Origin of the sequence: Streptomyces cinnabarinus, from assembly GCF_027270315.1 — a bacterium.
Lineage (GTDB): Bacteria > Actinomycetota > Actinomycetes > Streptomycetales > Streptomycetaceae > Streptomyces > Streptomyces cinnabarinus.
Map to the genome: position 1 here is coordinate 933,143 of NZ_CP114413.1, position 17,061 is coordinate 950,203.

Genomic DNA, 17,061 nt, shown 5'->3' on the forward strand with positions numbered 1-17,061 from the left:
TCGGGTGCGTCCGGGGGTGACGGTAGCAGTCGATCATGCGCGGTCTAGACCAAGCTCGACCGCACACATCGGCCGCGTCTCACGCCCCGACCAGTGGCGACCCCGACGGAGTCCGAAGGGGGGTCGCCAGCTCCGCCAGGGCCCACTCCAGGCCGTGCAGGTGGGCGAGGGCCGGTTCCGTCGCGGCCGGGGACGTGGCGGGCCGTGCGGGCCCGACGGTGCCGTCGCCGGTGAGGGCCTCCACCGCCGACTCCACGCGCCAGCAGGCCGCGGCCAGACGGGCGTCGTGCGAGGCCACCGGGTCGGCGGCCACCGCGACCAGGCCGCGGATCTCGCGGGCGCAGTCGTCGAGCAGGGCGAGCACCCGGCGGGCCCGGCGCTTGCGGCCCAGCATCGGGTTGAGCGGGTGGACCAGCGGGGCGACCGAGAGGCGCACCCGGCCGAGCAGCTGCTCCAGCTCCGCCACCCGCGAGGCCGGGTCGGCGGTGGTGGAGCCCGCGAGGCGGGCGGCGGCCTCGGCGGTGGCGGCATGGACGCAGCGCAGGGCGCGCTGGATCCAGGCGTCGGTGACGGCGTGGGTGGTGACGGGCAGGACGAACAGCACAGCGAGGACGGCGCCGAGCGCGCCGACGCCGGTCTCCGCGAGCCGCAGCGCCAGCAGCGCGGGGTCGAGGACGCCGAGCAGGCCGTAGAGGAGTTCGGCGAGGAGGGTGACGCAGAGCATCATCCAGGTGTACGAGACCGCGGCCGTGTAGAAGATGCCGAAGACGCAGACGGCGAGGATCGCGGCGGTGGGGAGCGGCGCGCCGTCCACCGGGACCGCGACGGCGAGGCCGAGGCCGATGCCGATCACCGTGCCGAGGACCCGGCGGAAGCCGCGGACCAGGGTCTCGCCGCGCGAGGTGGTGTTGACGAAGACCCACCAGGTGGCGCCGACGGCCCAGTACCAGCGCTCGCCGGAGACCAGCTGGCCCACCACGAGGGCGAAGCCCGCGCCGGCGGTCGCCTGGACGGCCTGGCGCGTGGTCACCCGGGCGAGTCCGGTGCCGCCCGGTCCGGCGGGCACGGGGGCCGGGGGCAGCCGACGCTCGTAGCACCACAGGCCGAAGCGCACCCCGCCCGCGACGAGCAGGGACAGGAGCACGGCGGCATAGAGCTCGGGGAGGTGGCGCGGGGTCGCCTGGAGGAACTGCGCCACGAAGTACGTCATGAACGCGAAGACGCCGAGGCTGTGGCCGCGCGGGCCCCAGCGGCGGGCGTACACGCCCACGCCGACGACCGCGAGGAAGGTGAGGTCGCGGGCGAGCGGCTGGTCGTGCAGTTCGGCCGCCGCGGCGAGCACGGGCAGGCCGACGAGCGGCAGCAGCGCGGTGGTGACCGCCTGGCCGCGCACGGTGGCGTCGGTGACGGTGAACAGGGCGAGCAGCGCGGCGAGGCCGCCGGTGACGGCGCCGACGAGGGAATGCCCGGCGAGTCCGCAGACGACGACCGCGAGACCGATGCCGACGACGGCCCGCGCGGCGAAGCGCAACCGCGCCCGCCCCGGGTCCGGCGCCATGAACACCCTCTTCAGCACTGCTTTCGGCCCCCTGCTCGGAATTGGCATGAAAAAGGCGCCGCGGAGGTCCGCAGCGCCATCGACTCGTTCATTGCAGCATCCGCCCGGCTGCTGGCTCAAGTCGGCTCGAATATGCTGGGCCATTGGCACAGACATACCGGTCCGGTCCCGCCCACCGGCGGGCCAACGGACCACGCGCGAGGAGGCCGGCCCCATGGCCGTGGACGAGCTGGACACCCGCATCCTGCGACTGCTGCTGGAGCAGCCGCGCACCAGCGTGCGCGAGTACGCCCGCATCCTCGGGATCGCCCGCGGCACCCTCCAGGCCCGGCTCGACCGGCTGGAGCGGGACGGTGTGATCACCGGCAGCGGACCCGCCCTCTCCCCCGGCGCGCTCGGCCATCCGGTGCTCGCGTTCGTGCACATCGAGGTCACCCAGGGCCACCTCGACGACGTGGGCGACGCGCTGGCGGCCGTACCGGAGATCGTGGAGGCGTTCTCGATCACGGGCGGTGGGGATCTGCTGACCCGGGTGGTGGCGCGGGACAACGCGCACCTGGAGGACGTGATCCAGAAGCTGATCAGCCTGCCGGGCGTGGTGCGCACCCGGACCGAGGTCGCCCTGCGCGAGCGGGTGGCGCACCGGATGCTGCCGCTGGTGGAGTCGGTGGGCCGCGCGGCCCGCAAATGATCCTTGGCATGCTGGACCCCATGAGCAAGCTCGGCGGCATCTCGGTCATCTTCGATCTCGACGGAACGCTCGTGGACAGCGAGCCGAACTACTACGAAGCGGGTCGCCTGACCCTCGCCGAGCACGGCGTCCCGGACTTCTCCTGGGCCGAGCACGAGGCCTACGTCGGCATCAGCACCCTGGAGACGGTCACGGACTGGAAGGCCCGCTACGGACTCCAGGCCTCGGTGGAGGAGTTGCTCGCCGCGAAGAACCGCCGTTACCTCGCGCTCGCCCGGGCCGGCACGCGCGCGTACCCGCAGATGCGGAAGTTCGTGGAGCTACTGGCCGGCGAGGGCGTCCCGATGGCCGTGGCGTCGGGCTCCTCGCGGGAGGCGATCGAGGCGGTGCTGGCCGGCACCGGCCTGGACGCCCAGCTGCGCACCCTGGTCTCCGCCGACGAGGTCGACCACGGCAAGCCCGCCCCGGACGTCTTCCTGGAAGCCGCCCGCCGTCTGGGCGCCGAGCCCGCGAACTGCGTGGTCCTGGAGGACGCGGCCCCGGGTGCCGTCGCCGCGCACGCGGCCGGGATGCGCTGCATCGCGATCCCGTACGTCGCCGCCCAGGCCGACGCCCCCGAGTTCGCGACGGCCGGGCTCCTGCTGCACGGCGGACAGGAGGAGTTCACGGCGCGGGCGGCGTACGAATGGCTCGCGGGAGCGGCCTGAAGCGGTGAGGTCCGGAGCGGAGCGGTCTTGAGCGGAGCGGTCTTGAGCGGCGGGGCCTGCAGCAGCGCGGTCAGTAGCCGTGCGGCATGACGCGGCGTGGCCGGAACCGCGTCGTGTGCAGCGGGGCAACCATCGGACCGACCCGGTGGTCTTGATGGCATGACCGAGATGATCAACGGGCAGCCGTGCTGAGGCTGCGGCGGCGACAGCGCGGCGAGTTGGTCTGCGTGTTCGAGCTCTACCGACTGCACACGAGCCGCGAACGCGCGGAGCGGACCGGCCGGTTGTTCACCGTGGCCGCACGACTGGCCGCGGGCGCCGCGGTGTCCCTCGGGTGGTTGTCCGGGGTTCTGCTGTGGTGGCACCCCGACCGGGCGGGGGCACGGACGGCGCTGGCGGTCGGCGGGGCGGCGCTGGGCTGCGGGGTGCTGTGGGCCGTACTGCTGGGGTGGGCGGTACGCTGGCTGCGGCGTGGCATGGTCGCCGACACGGGCAGCGAGCCGCCGCGGGTGGCCGGTCTGATGCCCGACGACTGGGGCGAGCCCGAGTGGCTGTGGGACACGCTGCGCATCGTGAATCTGGTGCTGATGTGCGTCCCGATCGCCGGGCTGGTGCTGGCTCTTGGCGCCGCGTCCGCGCCGGAGGACTTCGAGGAGTGGCTGCGGGTGGGGCGGTGGCCGGCCACCGGTGGCGCTCTCCTGCTGACCGGGCTCATGGGCGGGATCATCGGCGGACTCTCCGTCGGCCTCGGCGCCTCGGAGGAGGACTGCTGGACCGTGCGCGGGGCCGTGGGCTGGCTGACGGTCTACGGGCTGCCGTTCGCACTGGTGGTGCCGTGGCTGTCGGGACTGCACGAGACCTGGGCAGGCGCGCTCGTCTGCCTGGCCGCGTTGTGGCTGCTCATCGCGCCGCTGAGCAAGGTCGCCAAGGAGCTTGCGAGTGTCTCCTCGGACTGAGCGGCCGGAATTGACCGCTCCAGGCCCGTTGACCCTCACGCGCCCCGTTCCTATCGTCTGGTCGACTGTTCGCACATCGTTCGATATGCCGACCAATCAAGAGGAGCACCCATGGCACCGCCCCTCTCCAGACGATCCCTCTTCCAGGCCGCGGCCCTCGCCGCTGCCGTGCCCGCGACCTCCCTCGCCCCAACGACCCGCGCCGCGGCGGCCGTTGCCGCACCGCCCACCGCCTCGGCGGCGCTCCCCGCACCCGCCGCCTGGACGGTCAGGCCCTTCGCCCTCGACCAAGTCGCCCTCGGCCAAGGCCTCTTCACCGACAAGCGCGAGCTGATGCTCGACCACGCCCGTGGCTACGACGTCGACCGGCTGCTCCAGGTCTTCCGCGCCAACGCCGGTCTCCCCACGGGAGACGCGGTCGCCCCCGGCGGCTGGGAGGGCCTCGACGGCGAGGCCAACGGCAACCTCCGCGGCCACTACACCGGCCACTTCATGACGATGCTCGCCCAGGCCTGGGCCGGCACCGGCGAACAGGTCTTCGCCGACCGGCTGCGCACGATGATCGGCGCGCTGACCGAGGTACGCGCGGCGCTGCGCAAGGACCCCGAAGTGCTGGGCACCGCGGGGAAGTTCGGTACGGCGGTCGAGAACGAGCGCGGCTCCTACCAGTACGTCGACCTGCCCTCCGGCACGCTCGGCGCCGCCTCCGCGGTCACCCTGTCGGCCTGGGTCAAGCCCACCCACGACGGCAACTGGGCCCGGGTCCTCGACTTCGGCGACAACACCACGCGCTATCTGTACCTCGCCGCCCGCAACGCCGACGGCGTCCCGCGCTTCGCCATCACCACCGGCGGCCCCGGCGCCGAGCAGGGCCTGAACGGCACCGCCGCGCTGCCGCTGAACCAGTGGAGCCACCTCGCCGCCACCCTCGCGGGCGGCACCGGCATCCTCTACGTCAACGGCACCGAGGCCGCCCGCAACACCGCGATGACCCTCACCCCGGCCGCGCTCGGCACCCCCGTGAACAACTGGCTCGGCCGCTCCAACTACCCCGCCGACCCCGTCTTCGCGGGCGCCTTCGACGAGTTCAACGTCTGGTCACGGGCCCTGACCGCCGCCGAGATCACCGGGTTGCAGGGCAGCCGGGCCGCCGACAGCGCGGCCGGACGCGGCGACCTGGCGTCGTACGCCTTCGACGAGACCTCCGGCGGCACCTTCGCGGACGGCTCGGGACGCGGACCGACCGCCACCCTGCGCCGCACCTGGGGCGGGCCGAGCCACCCGGGGTTCCTGGCGGCCTACCCGGAGACGCAGTTCATCGACCTGGAGTCCAGGACCAGCAGCGACTACACGCAGGTGTGGGCGCCGTACTACACCGCGCACAAGATCCTCCGCGGTGTGCTGGACGCCTACCTCGCGACGGAGGACGCACGCGCCCTCGACCTCGCGTCCGGCATGGCCGACTGGATGTATTGGCGACTGTCCAAGCTGCCGGAGGCGACCCTGCAACGCATGTGGGGCCTGTTCTCCAGCGGTGAGTTCGGCGGCATCGTCGAGGCGATCTGCGATCTGCACGCGATCACCGGCAAGGCCGAACACCTCGCGCTGGCCCGGTTGTTCGACCTCGACCGGCTGATCGACTCCTGCTCCGCCGGCACCGACATCCTGGACGGCCTGCACGCCAACCAGCACATACCGATCTTCACCGGGTACCTGAGGCTGTACGACGCCACCGGAGAGCAGCGTTACCTCGACGCCGCCCGCAACTTCTGGGGCATGGTCGTCCCGCACCGCATGTACGGCATCGGCGGCACCAGCACGGGCGAGTTCTGGAAGGCGCGGGACGTCATCGCGGGCACGATCAGCGCCACGACGGCCGAGACCTGCTGCGCGTACAACCTGCTCAAGCTGAGCCGGACGCTCTTCTTCCACGAGCAGTCTCCCAAGTACATGGACTACTACGAACGGGCCCTCTACAACCAGGTGCTCGGCTCCAAGCAGGACAAGCCCGACGCGGAGAAGCCGCTCGTCACCTACTTCATCGGGCTGACGCCCGGCCATGTGCGGGACTACACCCCGAAGCAGGGCACCACCTGTTGCGAGGGCACCGGCATGGAGAGCGCCACCAAGTACCAGGACTCGGTGTACTTCACCAAGGCCGACGGCAGCGCCCTGTACGTCAACCTCTACAGTCCGTCCCGACTGACCTGGGCGGACAAGGGAGTGACGGTCACTCAGACCACCGCCTTCCCCCGGGAGCAGGGCACCACGCTCACGATCGGGGGCGGCGGCGCCACGTTCGAGCTGCGACTGCGGGTGCCGTCCTGGGCGACCGCGGGATTCCGGGTGACGGTCAACGGGCGTGCGGTGAGCGGCACTCCGGCACCGGGGAGCTACTTCACGGTGTCACGGACCTGGCGGAGCGGGGACACCGTGCGGATCTCCATGCCCTTCCGGCTCCGGGCGGAGAAGGCGCTGGACGACCCATCCCTCCAGACCCTGTGCTACGGCCCGGTGAACCTGGTCGGGCGCAACTCCTCGACCGCGTACCTCCCGTTGGGCCTGTACCGCAACGTCGGGCTCTCCGGCGACCTGCTGCCGTCACTCACCCCGGTCACCGGGAAGCCGCTCCACTTCACCCTGGACGGCACGGAGTTCGCCCCCTTCCACGAGGGCACCGAGGATCCCATCCACGCCTACCTCCGGCGTTCCGAGCCCAGGGTGGTGTTCGGGGGGACCGACTCCGGGGTCGCGAACCCGGCGAAGGCAGACGGCACGACGCTGCTGGACGAGGTCTGGGCCGCGGCGCCGTTCGGCGGCAAGGGCGCGCTGGTGACGCGGGTGCGGTCGACGGTGGACGCGTGGGTGGCGGCGGGGCTGCTGAGCGCGGCCGACGGGCGGGCGGTGGTGAGCACGGCGCAGCGGGCCACGTACGCGGCGTGACCTAGGACCGGCGGCGGGGCTTTCCGCGGCGGCCGGGGGTGGCCTTCTTGGCGGGAGCGGGCTTGCGGCGCGCGGCCGTGGTGTCGGGGCGCTTGCGCCTGGGCTGCTCCTGGGCCTTCGCCTTCGGCTGCTCCTGGGCCGTCGCGCGGCCCCGGGTGCTGTTGACCGTGCGGCCGCGGACGACTCCGATGAAGTCCTCGACCAGGTCCGTCGTGGCCTCCTCCGGCCAGGACAGGGCGATGCCCGACTGGGGGGCGTCCACCAGGGTGCGGTAGGTGAGGTCCTTGCGGTGGTGGAGCCGGGCGAGTGACTGGGGCACGACAAGCAGGCCGACGTTCGCCGCGACCAGCTCGATCGCGTCCGCGGTGGTCGCGGGCCGCTCGAAGCCCGGCTCGCCCGGCGGCCGCTCCCAGCCGAGGACGTCGTCCAGGGGGTGGAAGACGACCTCGTCGGCCAGATCCTCCGTGGTGACCTCGTCGACGGCCGCGATCGCGTGCTCCTTCGGGACCACGACGACGGTGGTCTCGGTGTAGAGCGGGATCGCGCTGAAGAACGTCCGGTCGACCGGCAGCCGGACGAACGCGGCGTCCGCGCGGCCCTCCCGGAGCACCTCGGGGGCCTCGGCCGTGGTGACCGAGAGGAGGTCGAGGGGGACGTCGGGATAGCGCTCGTGCCAGATCCGCACCCACTTCGAGGGTGTCACTCCGGGTACGTACGCGAGCCGGAACGTCAGGGGTGCTTCCGAGCCTGTCACCTGGCCAGGTTACCGGCCGTGGTCGGCGAGTGTTCCACCGGTCGATACCCTTGAGACATGACGCAGCACCATTCCGCCCAGACGATGAAGCCCGCGACAGCGGCCAAGAAGCTGGGTGTGTACCTCGACGCCACCCCCGCCGACTTCCGCGAGGGTGCCGTCTCGCGCGCCGAGCTGAACGCGCTCCAGGCCGACCCGCCGGAGTGGCTGCGCGAGCTGCGCCGCACCGGCCCGCACCCCCGTCCGGTGGTCGCGGCGAAGCTCGGCGTGTCCATCGCGGGCCTGGCCCGGGGCGGGATCAGCGAGGCGCTCACCACGGACCAGATCGAGGCGCTGAAGCAGGAGGAGCCCGAGTGGCTCCGCAAGGAGCGCGCCACCCAGGCCGAGGTCCGCAAGGAGTCGGCCCGCATCAAGCAGCAGGCCGAGCGGGCGGCCCGGCAGGACGGCTGACCTCAGCTCTTCAGGGCCGCCAGGAAGTCCGCGGACGGCGCGAAGAACAGGGTGCCGGTGACGGCCCGGGAGTAGTCGAGGATCGGGTCGGGGCCGCTGTGCGGTGAGCCCAGGAACATCCGGCCGAGCATCGTCTCGATGACGTCGGGCGTACGGGCGTAGGCGAGGAAGTACGTACCGAACTCGCCGTGCCCCGGCCTGCCGAACGGCAGCGCGGCGCGCAGGATCTCCAGGGGCTCGCCGTCCGGGCCCGTGACGGTGTTGATGTCGACGTGGGAGCCGGGGACGTCGAGTTCCAGGTTGTCCTGCTTGGAACGGCCGATGACCCGCTCCTGCGCCTCGACCGTGAGCGCCTCCCAGGCGTCCAGGTCGTGCAGGTACTTCTGCACGACCACGTAGCCGCCACCGCGGAACCCGGAGTCCTCCTCGTCGACCAGCGCCGCGAGCGAGGCGTCCGGGCCGACCGGGTTCTCGGTGCCGTCGACGAAGCCGAGGAGATTGCGGGCGTCGAACCAGGAGAACGCCTGCACCTCGTCCTGGACGGTGATCGCGCCGCGCAGGGTCTTGAGGATCTCCGTGCTGAGCGCGAAGCACAGGTCCTGGCGGGCGGCCCGGATGTGGAAGAGCAGATCGCCCGGGGTGGACACGGCACGGTGCCGGGCACCCGTGAGCTCCCGGAAGGGGTGCAGCCCGGCTGGTCGCGGGTGGCCGAAGAGCCGGTCCCAGGCGGCCGATCCGACTCCGGCGACGCAGGTCAGCCCGCCGCCGGGGTGCGGGAACCCGAGGGCGCGGACCAATCCGGAGAGCCCGTGCAGCAGTTCGCGTACCGCGGACTCGCCGCCCGGCTCGACGGTCGCGACCAGGAACACCGCACTGGGGGCCGGTGGGCCCACCACCGGCTGCGGACGTATCGACGACGGCATGGGACCCCTCCCGCCCTGCCCGACATGACCGCCCGACTGTACGGGCCGCCGCCCGGGCGCCGGTCGCGGCCGCGTCGGGAGCAAGGCCCGCCGCCGGTGGCCGCACAAAACCCGCATGCGCACACGCGTACGACCCTGGGATCATCCCTGGCATGTCGCACAGCTTGGAATCCCTGGTCGTCCGCCACACTCTTCGTCTCCCCGCGCCCACCGGTGTCGCGGGGCAAGGCGCTGTGGCCGCACGGCAGTTCGACGCCGCGCTGATGCAGGTGGGCTTCAAGCTCTCGGCGGAACTGCTGGCGCGGCTCTCGGAGTTGTCCGAGGCGACGGTCGTGGACACCGCCACGCGCACCCTGCCCACCGTCCGCGAGCTGGTCGGCGACCACGTCCGGTACAACGCGTACTTCATCGACTTCCCGGCGAACGTCCCGGATACCGTGGACTTCTGGCGGGACTGCCTGGTCCGCGCCCTCGCCGACGAGTCCGTCCGGCCCGGGATCCTCGACCAGTTGAGCACCAGCACGGTGAACCTGCTGACCCTGCCGTCGTACGGCCGCTACCAGCACTCGTACGCCGATCTGCTGGCCGCGCACGAGGAGTTGATCGCCTCCGTCGGTGACCGGGTGACCGTGCTGCATCTGGGCGGCGCACTCGACGACGAGATCGGCGCGCTGTATCTGGCGCTCGCGGGGTCCACCACCCCGCTGGGCGACGAGCGGCTCGCCGACCTCGCGGTGCTGGCCGGGGTGTGCGCCGACGGGCCGCAGCCGGAGGCGATTCCGGTGCGGGAGAACCGGGCCGTGGTCAACCGGGCCCGGCTGGCCGTGGGTGCCGGGCTGCTGCTGGACACGGTGACGGATGTGCTGCGGCTGGCCTGTGCGCTGTCCGACGGCGATGTCACGCTCCAGGAGCGGACCCGGTTCCGGGGGCTGTCCCGCCCGGTGCGGCGCGCGCTGCTCGCGGGCCTGGACTCCGTCGTCGCGGCCGCGCCCGGCAAGCTGGCCGACGTGGCCGCGCACCGTGAGGAGTTCAAGCGGCTCGGGGAGCGGCTGCACCCGCACGAGTACCCGCAATGGCCGCACGCCGCCGAGGTGTTCGCGGTGGCGCGGGGTGAGCGCAGGGCGCCGTCCCTCGACCGCGGGGTGGAGGAGCGGCTCGGCGCGGACGATCTCGTCGGCGCCGTGGAGCTGCTCAAGGACGCGCCGGGACGGCTGTTCCGGTCGGTGGACCGGCTGCTGCGCGGGTGCCGTACGCAGCAGGAGCGGGACCTCGTCGTGGGCGCCGTCGTGGAGGCGGCACCGCGGGTGTCCGGCCGGGTGGTGCTGTCGGTGCGGGAGCATCTGCACAACCGGGTCGACCGCGGTGACCGACGCCGCGTGTTCATCAACCGGCGCGGGCGTGCGTGGGTCACCGAGGACGCGCGGGCCGCGGTGCCGAGGGCCGAACGGGTGCGGCTGCTGGCCGCGTTGGACGACGAGATCCTGCGGCGGCTGCCGGAGACGGGGCGGCTGCTGGTCGACCCGGACGTCCTCGATGTGGCGCTGCCGCTGAGCGGGCGGGCGACCGCGGCCGGACTCGGAGTCCTGCCGCGCGGTTCTCTCTCGCCGGTGGAGGGCGAGCTGCTGCGGTTCTTCGTGTACTGGCGGCAGTCCCGCCGGGACACCGACTACGACCTGTCGGCGCTGATGCTGAACGACAACTACAAGACCCTGTGCTGGCTCTCGTGGACCAACCTCACGGAGGTGGAGGGCGAGCACTCCGGCGATGTCACCGAAGCGCCGCGGGGCGCCTCGGAGTTCATCAACCTGCGGCTGGGGGCCGTGCGGGGCACGTTCGTCGTGCCTCAGGTCCACATCTACTCCGGGGAGGGCTTCGAGGAGGCCGCGGAGTCGTTCTTCGGGTTCATGCTGCGGGAGGGCGAGCAGAAGGGGCGTCCGTTCGAGCCCCGGACCGTGCGGACGAAGTCGGAGCTGCGGGGTGCGGGCCGGGTGGCGCTGCCGCTGGTGTTCCTGCGCGGCGACGACGGGCGGTGGCGCGCGAAGTGGCTGCACCTGTATCTGAGCGGTGCGCCGGCGGCCAACACGGTCGAGGGGAACCGGGTGTCGGTGGCCACCCTGCTGCGCGGGATCGTCGAGCGGCGGCAGTTGACGGTGCGTTACCTCACCGAGCTGATGGGCGACGATGCCGTGACGGTGTGGGACGGGGAGAAGGTCCCGGACGGTCCGGTCACCTACGTCGGGCTCCAGCGCCCCGAGGGACTGCACCCGGACTCGCGGATCGTGACGCCGGAAAATCTCCGCGACCTGATCCCGGAGTGACTGGTAGCGTGAGCCGTGGCGAGGCCATGTAGGGGGCTTCCTTCTCACCGCCGCAAAGCGGATTCACTGATCTAGTCCCCTCGCTTTCCTCGCCCTCGGCTCAAGGTTCCGGCCGTCCCGCCCTCGCGCGGGACGGCCGGAACCTTTTCAGCTGTCGTAGTCCACCGTCAGCGTCTCGGAGACCGGGTACGACTGGCAGGTGAGCACATAGCCCGCCTCGACCTCGGCCTCTTCGAGAGCGAAGTTGCGGCGCATGTCGGCCTTGCCGTCGGTGACCAGGGCGCGGCAGGTGCCGCAGACGCCGCCCTTGCAGGCGAACGGCAGGTCGGGGCGGTTGCGTTGGGCACCGTCCAGGATGGTCCGCTCCCGGGGCAGGGCGGACGTGGTGGTGCGGCCGTCCAGGACCAGGGTGACCTGGCTGACGGGGCCGGTGGGCCCGGACTCCTCGTGGTGCACCTCGCGCACCGGCTCGTCGTCGGCGTAGAACAGCTCCTGGTGGACCCGGTCGGCGGGGACGCCGAGTTCACCGAGGACGCGCTGGGCGTCCCGGACCATGCCGTGCGGTCCGCACAGCCACCAGTGGTCGGCCGTCGCCACCTCGACGAGGCCGTCGATCAGCGCGGAGAGCCGGTCGGCGTCGAGGCGGCCGGAGAGCACCTCGGCCTCCCGGGGTTCACGGGACAGGACGTGCGCGAGCTGGAAGCGGCTCGGGTACAAGTCCTTCAGGTCGGCCAGCTCGTCGGCGAACATCACCGTGCCCGAGCGCCGGTTGCCGTAGAACAGGGTGACCGTCGAGCGGGAATCGGCGGCCAGGACGGACTCGGCGATGGAGAGCATCGGGGTGATCCCGGAGCCCGCCGCGAGCAGCACATGGTGGCCGGGGGTGGTCAGGTCCGGGGTGAAGTTGCCGGTGGGGGCCATCACCTCGACGGTGTCGCCGGGGCGCAGGTCGTTGACCAGCCAGGAGGAGAACAGGCCGCCGGGGACCACCCGGACGCCGATGCGCGGGGCCGCTCCGGCGGGCGTGCAGATCGAGTAGGAGCGACGCTCGTCGCGGCCGTCGATCTCGCGCCGCAGGGTCAGCGACTGGCCGGGCGCGAAGGCGAACTCCTCGGCCAGCTCGGCCGGGATCTCGAAGCCGACGGCGGCGGCGTCCTCGCACAGCGGCTGCACCGCGGCGACCCGCAGCGGGTGGAAGACCGGGCGGCGGCGCGGGCGTGGCTTCACGGCCTCGGCGGGGGCGGTCGGGGCCATCAGATCTCCTTGACGTACTCGAACGGCTCGCGGCAGGCGCGGCAGCGCCAGAGCGCCTTGCAGGAGGTGGCGGCGAACCGGGAGGTCTCCTCGGTGTCCGCGGATCCGCAGCACGGGCAGGGCACCGTGTGCCGGGTGGGCGACAGCGTGAGCGGCACCGGGCCGCTGGGGGCGGCGGCGGGCGGGGCGATGCCGTGCTCGGTGAGCTTGCGGCGGCCCTCCGGGGTGATCCAGTCGCTGGTCCACGGCGGGTTCAGGACGGTACGGATCTCCACGCGCGCGTATCCGGCGTCCCGGAGCCGGGCGGCGACGTCGGCCCGCATCTCGGCCATGGCGGGGCAGCCGGAGTAGGTGGGGGTGAGTTCGGCGACGACCGTGCCGTTCTCGGTGAGCCTCACCTCGCGCAGGACGCCCAGGTCGGCGAGGGTCAGCATGGGCAGCTCGGGGTCCGGCACCCGCTCGGCGATCTCCCGGGCGTGCCGTGCGTCGAGCGCCAGGGTCACCATGTCGCCCCCGGATGGGCGCGGGCCACGCTCTGCAGCTCCGCCAGCAGCGGGGCGAGATGCTCGGTGTGCTCACCGTCGCGGCCGGAGCCGGGGGACGGCCGGTACGCCGGCATGGGCAGTCCGGCCTCCTCGGTCACCTGGCGCAGTACGGCGACGACCTCGTCGCGTACGTCGCAGGCGGTGAACAGCTCGCCGAGGTACGGCGCGATCTGCTCCATGGCCTTGCGCATCCGGCGGTGCGACTCCTCGGTGCCGTCGCCCAGGCGGACCGCCCACTCGGCGGCGTACTGCCGGTGGTAGGTCAGTTCCTTCACGCCCTTGGCGGCGACCGCGGAGAGCACCGGGTCGGGGTGGGAGACCAGCCGCTCGAAGTGGGCGAGCCGCCAGCTGGACAGGACCAGCAGCCGCACGATGGAGAACGCGAAGTCGCCGCCGGGGAGTTCGGCGAGCCGGACGTTGCGGAAGTCGGCGGCGTCGCGGAAGTAGGCGTAGGCGTCCTCGTCGCGGCCGGTGCCGTCGGCCTGGCCGGCTCGGGAGTACAGCAGGCGGGCCTGGCCGAGCAGGTCGAGGCCGATGTTGGCGAGCGCGACCTCCTCCTCCAGCTCGGGGGCGCGGGTGATCCACTCGGCGAGGCGCTGGGCGGAGACGAGCGCGTCGTCGGCCAGGGCGACGCAGGTCGCGGCGAGGCCGGCGGCGTCGATGCCCTCGGGCACGGTGGTGTCGACGCCGTGCAGGGGGTCCTCGAAGCCGGTGCCGTAGGCCCAGCGGGTGTCGTCCTCGTGGCCCTCGGCGAGGGTCATGTAGACGTGGTCCTCACTCATCCCCGGCTCCTAAATGTGCGGGACATCGTCGGGGATGTCGTAGAACGTCGGGTGGCGGTAGACCTTGTCCGCGCTGGGGGCGAAGAAGGGGTCCTTCTCGTCCCGGGTGGAGGCGGCGATGTGCTCGGAGCGGACGACCCAGATCGACACGCCCTCGTTGCGCCGGGTGTACAGGTCGCGGGCGTGGGTGAGGGCCATCGTGTCGTCGGCGGCGTGCAGCGAGCCCACGTGGACGTGGTTCAGGCCGCGCTTGCCGCGTACGAAGACCTCGTACAGGGGCCAGCTCTCGGTGTTGCTCATGCCGACGGTTCCTTCCGGGCCCGCTTGGCCGCGTGGGCGGTGGCCGCCTCGCGCACCCAGGCGCCATCCTCGTGGGCGCTTCTGCGCCGTTCCATCCGCTGGGCGTTGCAGGGGCCGCCGCCCTTGATGACCTGCATCAGCTCGTCCCAGTCGGGGGTGCCGAAGTCGTGCCGGCCGCGCTCGGCGTTCCACTCCAGGTCCGGGTCGGGCAGCGTGACGCCGAGCTTCTCGGCCTGCGGGACGGTCATGTCGACGAAGCGCTGGCGCAGTTCGTCGTTGCTGTGCCGCTTGATCTTCCAGGCCATCGACTGCGCCGAGTTGGGGGAGGCGTCGTCGGGCGGGCCGAACATCATCAGCGACGGCCACCACCAGCGGTTCACCGCGTCCTGCACCATCTCGCGCTGGGATTCGGTGCCGCGCATCATGGTCATCAGCAGTTCGTAGCCCTGCCGCTGGTGGAAGGACTCCTCCTTGCAGATCCGCACCATCGCCCGCGCGTAGGGGCCGTAGGAGCTGCGGCACAGCGGGACCTGGTTGCAGATCGCGGCGCCGTCCACGAACCAGCCGATCACGCCGACGTCGGCGAAGCTCAGCGTCGGGTAGTTGAAGATCGACGAGTACTTCTGGCGGCCCTCGATCAGCCGGTCGGTGAGGTCCGCGCGGTCCGCGCCGAGGGTCTCCGCCGCCGAGTACAGGTACAGCCCGTGCCCGGCCTCGTCCTGCACCTTGGCGAACAGGATGGCCTTGCGCCGCAGCGACGGCGCACGGGTGATCCACTCGCCCTCGGGCTGCATCCCGATGATCTCCGAGTGGGCGTGCTGCGCGATCTGACGCACGAGCGTCTTGCGGTAGCCCTCGGGCATCCAGTCACGCGGCTCGATGCGCTGGTCGTGCGCGATCGTCGCATCGAAGTGCTCCTGGAGCGCCTGCGAGGGCTCCGGGGGCGAGTCCTCGGCGAGGTGTGTCGTGGTCATCAGCACCAGCTTCCCAACCGACCATTCGTTCGGTATCAGTGTGACGCGTTTTCGCGCCTCCGGCAAGACCCGCACGGCCACGGGACCACCCTTGACAGGCGGCGGCCCGGCTGATTGTTTGGCCGGAGGCGGATGCAAACCGAATGGTCGGTAGGGACTGGTGGTGGAGATGACCACGGCACACCCCGCGGAGGCGATGTTCGCCGCGGACGAGGCCTCCCGGAATCTCGGGATCGAGCTGCTGGAGCACGGTGAGGGCATGGCGGTGCTCCGCATGACCGTGACCCCGGCCATGGTGAACGGCCACGGCATCGCCCATGGCGGCTATGTGTTCCTGCTGGCGGACTCCGCCTTCGCCTGTGCCTGCCAAAGCCATGGCTCGATGACCGTCGCGGCGGGCGCCGACATCACCTTCGTCGCCCCGGCCCACGAGGGCGACGTGCTGGTGGCGCGCGCCGAGGAGCGGACCCGGTTCGGCCGCAGTGGTATCTACGACGTGAGCGTCACGCGCGGCGACGAGGTCATGGCGGAGTTCCGCGGCCGCAGCCGCAGCGTCGGACGCAGGACCGGTGAAGCGCCGAAGGAGTCGCGATGAGCAACCTGGCCGAGCCCCTCCCGCGTGATCTGCTGGACGACGCGGAGCGGCTGACCCGCGAGCACCTCAGGGAGCTCCAGCTCGACCGGCTGCGGCACACGCTCCGGCACGCCTACGAGAACGTGGAGCTGTACCGCAGGAAGTTCGACGCGGCCGGTGTCGGCCCGGACGACTGCCGCACGCTGGAGGACCTCGCCCGGTTCCCCTTCACCACCAAGGCCGACCTGCGGGACACCTACCCCTTCGGCATGTTCGCGGTCCCGATGTCCGAGGTGCGGCGCGTGCACGCCTCCAGCGGCACCACCGGCCGCCCCACGGTCGTCGGGTACACCGACAACGACATCTCGATGTGGTCGGACGTGGTCGCCCGCTCGATCCGCGCCGCCGGCGGCCGCCCCGGCCACAAGGTGCACATCTCCTACGGCTACGGCCTGTTCACCGGCGGACTCGGCGCGCACTACGGCGCCGAGCGGGCGGGGTGCACGGTGATCCCCGCGTCCGGCGGGATGACCGCACGCCAGGTGCAGATCATCCAGGACTTCCGGCCCGAGATCATCATGGTCACGCCGTCCTACATGCTCACCCTGCTCGACGAGTTCGAGAAGCAGGGCGTCGATCCGCGGGAGACCTCGCTGGAGGTGGGCATCTTCGGGGCCGAACCGTGGACGGAGGAGATGCGGCGCGAGATCGAGGAGCGCACCGCGATCCACGCCGTGGACATATACGGCCTGTCCGAGGTGATCGGCCCCGGGGTGGCGCAGGAGTGCGTGGAGACCAAGGACGGGCTGCACATCTGGGAGGACCACTTCTACCCGGAGGTCGTCGACCCGATCACCGACGAGATCATCGCCGAGGGCGAGGAGGGCGAGGTGGTGTTCACCTCGCTCACCAAGGAGGCGCTGCCGATCATCCGGTACCGTACCCGTGATCTGACCCGGCTGCTGCCGGGCACCGCGCGGCCCGCCTTCCGCCGGATGCGGAAGGTCACCGGACGCTGCGACGACATGATCATCCTGCGTGGGGTGAACGTCTTCCCGACCCAGATCGAGGAGATCGTGCTGCGCACGCCCGCCGTCGCCCCGCACTTCCAGATCCAGCTCACCCGGCGCGGCCGCATGGACCACCTCACCGTCCGGGTGGAGTCCCGCCCCGACGCGGGGCCCGAGCAGCGGCAGGAGGCGGCACGGGCCATCGCGCAGGGCGTGAAGGACGGCGTCGGGGTCAGCGTCGAGGTGGAGATCGTCGAGCCGGAGACCCTGGAGCGCTCCCTCGGCAAGCTCAAGCGCGTCAAGGATCTCCGGCAGAAATAGG

At 72.1% G+C, this 17,061-nt stretch carries 16 protein-coding genes; 8 read left to right on the top strand and 8 right to left on the bottom strand.

All coding sequences use genetic code 11. The features are described 5' to 3' along the window. Positions 1–79: 79 nt before the first annotated feature. Positions 80–1,576, bottom strand: coding sequence for an FUSC family protein (locus STRCI_RS04395; RefSeq protein WP_269657496.1), 1,497 nt, complete (start codon positions 1,574–1,576; stop codon positions 80–82). A gap of 196 nt (positions 1,577–1,772) precedes the next feature. On the opposite strand from STRCI_RS04395, the gene STRCI_RS04400 reads away from it, so the two are divergent. The 4 genes from STRCI_RS04400 (at position 1,773) to STRCI_RS04415 (ending at position 6,855) form a co-directional block, all read left to right on the top strand. Continuing rightward, on the top strand, positions 1,773–2,249 hold the full coding sequence (locus tag STRCI_RS04400) for an Lrp/AsnC family transcriptional regulator (RefSeq protein ID WP_269657497.1): 477 nt from the start codon (positions 1,773–1,775) through the stop codon (positions 2,247–2,249). Positions 2,250–2,269: 20 nt separating this feature from the next. Further along, a complete protein-coding gene (locus tag STRCI_RS04405; RefSeq protein ID WP_269657498.1) occupies positions 2,270–2,956 on the top strand; it encodes an HAD family hydrolase in 687 nt (228 codons plus the stop codon). A gap of 227 nt (positions 2,957–3,183) precedes the next feature. Continuing rightward, positions 3,184–3,912: a hypothetical protein gene (locus tag STRCI_RS04410; protein ID WP_269657499.1), complete on the top strand. Its 729-nt coding sequence runs from the start codon at positions 3,184–3,186 to the stop codon at positions 3,910–3,912. 111 nt (positions 3,913–4,023) lie between these two features. Then, positions 4,024–6,855 carry a beta-L-arabinofuranosidase domain-containing protein gene (locus tag STRCI_RS04415; RefSeq protein ID WP_269657500.1) on the top strand — a complete coding sequence of 944 codons (2,832 nt, stop codon included), beginning with the start codon at positions 4,024–4,026 and terminating at the stop codon, positions 6,853–6,855. 1 nt (position 6,856) lies between these two features. Here STRCI_RS04415 and STRCI_RS04420 read toward each other — a convergent pair whose 3' ends face one another. Continuing rightward, positions 6,857–7,609, bottom strand: a complete 753-nt coding sequence (locus tag STRCI_RS04420) for a LysR family substrate-binding domain-containing protein (protein WP_269657501.1) — start codon at positions 7,607–7,609, stop codon at positions 6,857–6,859. 57 nt (positions 7,610–7,666) lie between these two features. Here STRCI_RS04420 and STRCI_RS04425 point away from each other — a divergent pair, with 57 nt between their 5' ends. Beyond that, positions 7,667–8,059, top strand: a complete 393-nt coding sequence (locus STRCI_RS04425) for a DUF5997 family protein (RefSeq protein WP_269657502.1) — start codon at positions 7,667–7,669, stop codon at positions 8,057–8,059. 2 nt (positions 8,060–8,061) lie between these two features. Here the strand turns inward: STRCI_RS04425 and STRCI_RS04430 are convergent, their stop codons facing one another. After that, positions 8,062–8,982 carry a Dyp-type peroxidase gene (locus STRCI_RS04430; RefSeq protein WP_269657503.1) on the bottom strand — a complete coding sequence of 307 codons (921 nt, stop codon included), beginning with the start codon at positions 8,980–8,982 and terminating at the stop codon, positions 8,062–8,064. 152 nt (positions 8,983–9,134) lie between these two features. On the opposite strand from STRCI_RS04430, the gene STRCI_RS04435 reads away from it, so the two are divergent. Further along, positions 9,135–11,300: a TerD family protein gene (locus tag STRCI_RS04435; protein WP_269657504.1), complete on the top strand. Its 2,166-nt coding sequence runs from the start codon at positions 9,135–9,137 to the stop codon at positions 11,298–11,300. 147 nt (positions 11,301–11,447) lie between these two features. On the opposite strand, the gene paaE is transcribed toward STRCI_RS04435, so the two are convergent. The 5 genes from paaE to paaA are packed head-to-tail and all read right to left on the bottom strand — an operon-like array spanning position 11,448 to position 15,155. Beyond that, positions 11,448–12,554 (bottom strand): 1,2-phenylacetyl-CoA epoxidase subunit PaaE, encoded by a 1,107-nt coding sequence (gene paaE / locus STRCI_RS04440; protein WP_269657505.1) that lies wholly within the window; start codon positions 12,552–12,554, stop codon positions 11,448–11,450. After that, positions 12,554–13,060, bottom strand: a complete 507-nt coding sequence (gene paaD, locus STRCI_RS04445; RefSeq protein ID WP_269657506.1) for a 1,2-phenylacetyl-CoA epoxidase subunit PaaD — start codon at positions 13,058–13,060, stop codon at positions 12,554–12,556. The genes paaE and paaD overlap by 1 nt, the downstream gene beginning before the upstream one ends. After that, on the bottom strand, positions 13,054–13,881 hold the full coding sequence (gene paaC, locus STRCI_RS04450; RefSeq protein ID WP_269657507.1) for a 1,2-phenylacetyl-CoA epoxidase subunit PaaC: 828 nt from the start codon (positions 13,879–13,881) through the stop codon (positions 13,054–13,056). The genes paaD and paaC overlap by 7 nt, the downstream gene beginning before the upstream one ends. A gap of 9 nt (positions 13,882–13,890) precedes the next feature. Beyond that, positions 13,891–14,181, bottom strand: coding sequence for a 1,2-phenylacetyl-CoA epoxidase subunit PaaB (paaB, locus tag STRCI_RS04455; RefSeq protein WP_015662297.1), 291 nt, complete (start codon positions 14,179–14,181; stop codon positions 13,891–13,893). Next, complete coding sequence (gene paaA / locus STRCI_RS04460) at positions 14,178–15,155, bottom strand: 1,2-phenylacetyl-CoA epoxidase subunit PaaA (protein ID WP_269657508.1); 978 nt, start codon at positions 15,153–15,155, stop codon at positions 14,178–14,180. The genes paaB and paaA overlap by 4 nt, the downstream gene beginning before the upstream one ends. Positions 15,156–15,324: 169 nt before the next feature. Between paaA and paaI the strand changes: the two genes are divergently transcribed. Both paaI and paaK read left to right on the top strand, forming a co-directional pair. Next, positions 15,325–15,750: a hydroxyphenylacetyl-CoA thioesterase PaaI gene (gene paaI, locus STRCI_RS04465; protein ID WP_269657509.1), complete on the top strand. Its 426-nt coding sequence runs from the start codon at positions 15,325–15,327 to the stop codon at positions 15,748–15,750. Continuing rightward, complete coding sequence (gene paaK, locus STRCI_RS04470) at positions 15,747–17,060, top strand: phenylacetate--CoA ligase PaaK (protein ID WP_269657510.1); 1,314 nt, start codon at positions 15,747–15,749, stop codon at positions 17,058–17,060. The genes paaI and paaK overlap by 4 nt, the downstream gene beginning before the upstream one ends. Position 17,061: the final 1 nt, after the last annotated feature.

Coding starts and splice junctions, on each gene's coding strand:
- STRCI_RS04400 (WP_269657497.1), top strand. CDS start 1,773: ATGGCCGTGGACGAGCTGGACACCCGCATCCTGCGACTGCTGCTGGAG.
- STRCI_RS04405 (WP_269657498.1), top strand. CDS start 2,270: ATGAGCAAGCTCGGCGGCATCTCGGTCATCTTCGATCTCGACGGAACG.
- STRCI_RS04415 (WP_269657500.1), top strand. CDS start 4,024: ATGGCACCGCCCCTCTCCAGACGATCCCTCTTCCAGGCCGCGGCCCTC.
- STRCI_RS04425 (WP_269657502.1), top strand. CDS start 7,667: ATGACGCAGCACCATTCCGCCCAGACGATGAAGCCCGCGACAGCGGCC.
- STRCI_RS04430 (WP_269657503.1), bottom strand. CDS start 8,982: ATGCCGTCGTCGATACGTCCGCAGCCGGTGGTGGGCCCACCGGCCCCC.
- STRCI_RS04435 (WP_269657504.1), top strand. CDS start 9,135: ATGTCGCACAGCTTGGAATCCCTGGTCGTCCGCCACACTCTTCGTCTC.
- paaE (WP_269657505.1), bottom strand. CDS start 12,554: ATGGCCCCGACCGCCCCCGCCGAGGCCGTGAAGCCACGCCCGCGCCGC.
- paaD (WP_269657506.1), bottom strand. CDS start 13,060: ATGGTGACCCTGGCGCTCGACGCACGGCACGCCCGGGAGATCGCCGAG.
- paaC (WP_269657507.1), bottom strand. CDS start 13,881: ATGAGTGAGGACCACGTCTACATGACCCTCGCCGAGGGCCACGAGGAC.
- paaB (WP_015662297.1), bottom strand. CDS start 14,181: ATGAGCAACACCGAGAGCTGGCCCCTGTACGAGGTCTTCGTACGCGGC.
- paaA (WP_269657508.1), bottom strand. CDS start 15,155: ATGACCACGACACACCTCGCCGAGGACTCGCCCCCGGAGCCCTCGCAG.
- paaI (WP_269657509.1), top strand. CDS start 15,325: ATGACCACGGCACACCCCGCGGAGGCGATGTTCGCCGCGGACGAGGCC.
- paaK (WP_269657510.1), top strand. CDS start 15,747: ATGAGCAACCTGGCCGAGCCCCTCCCGCGTGATCTGCTGGACGACGCG.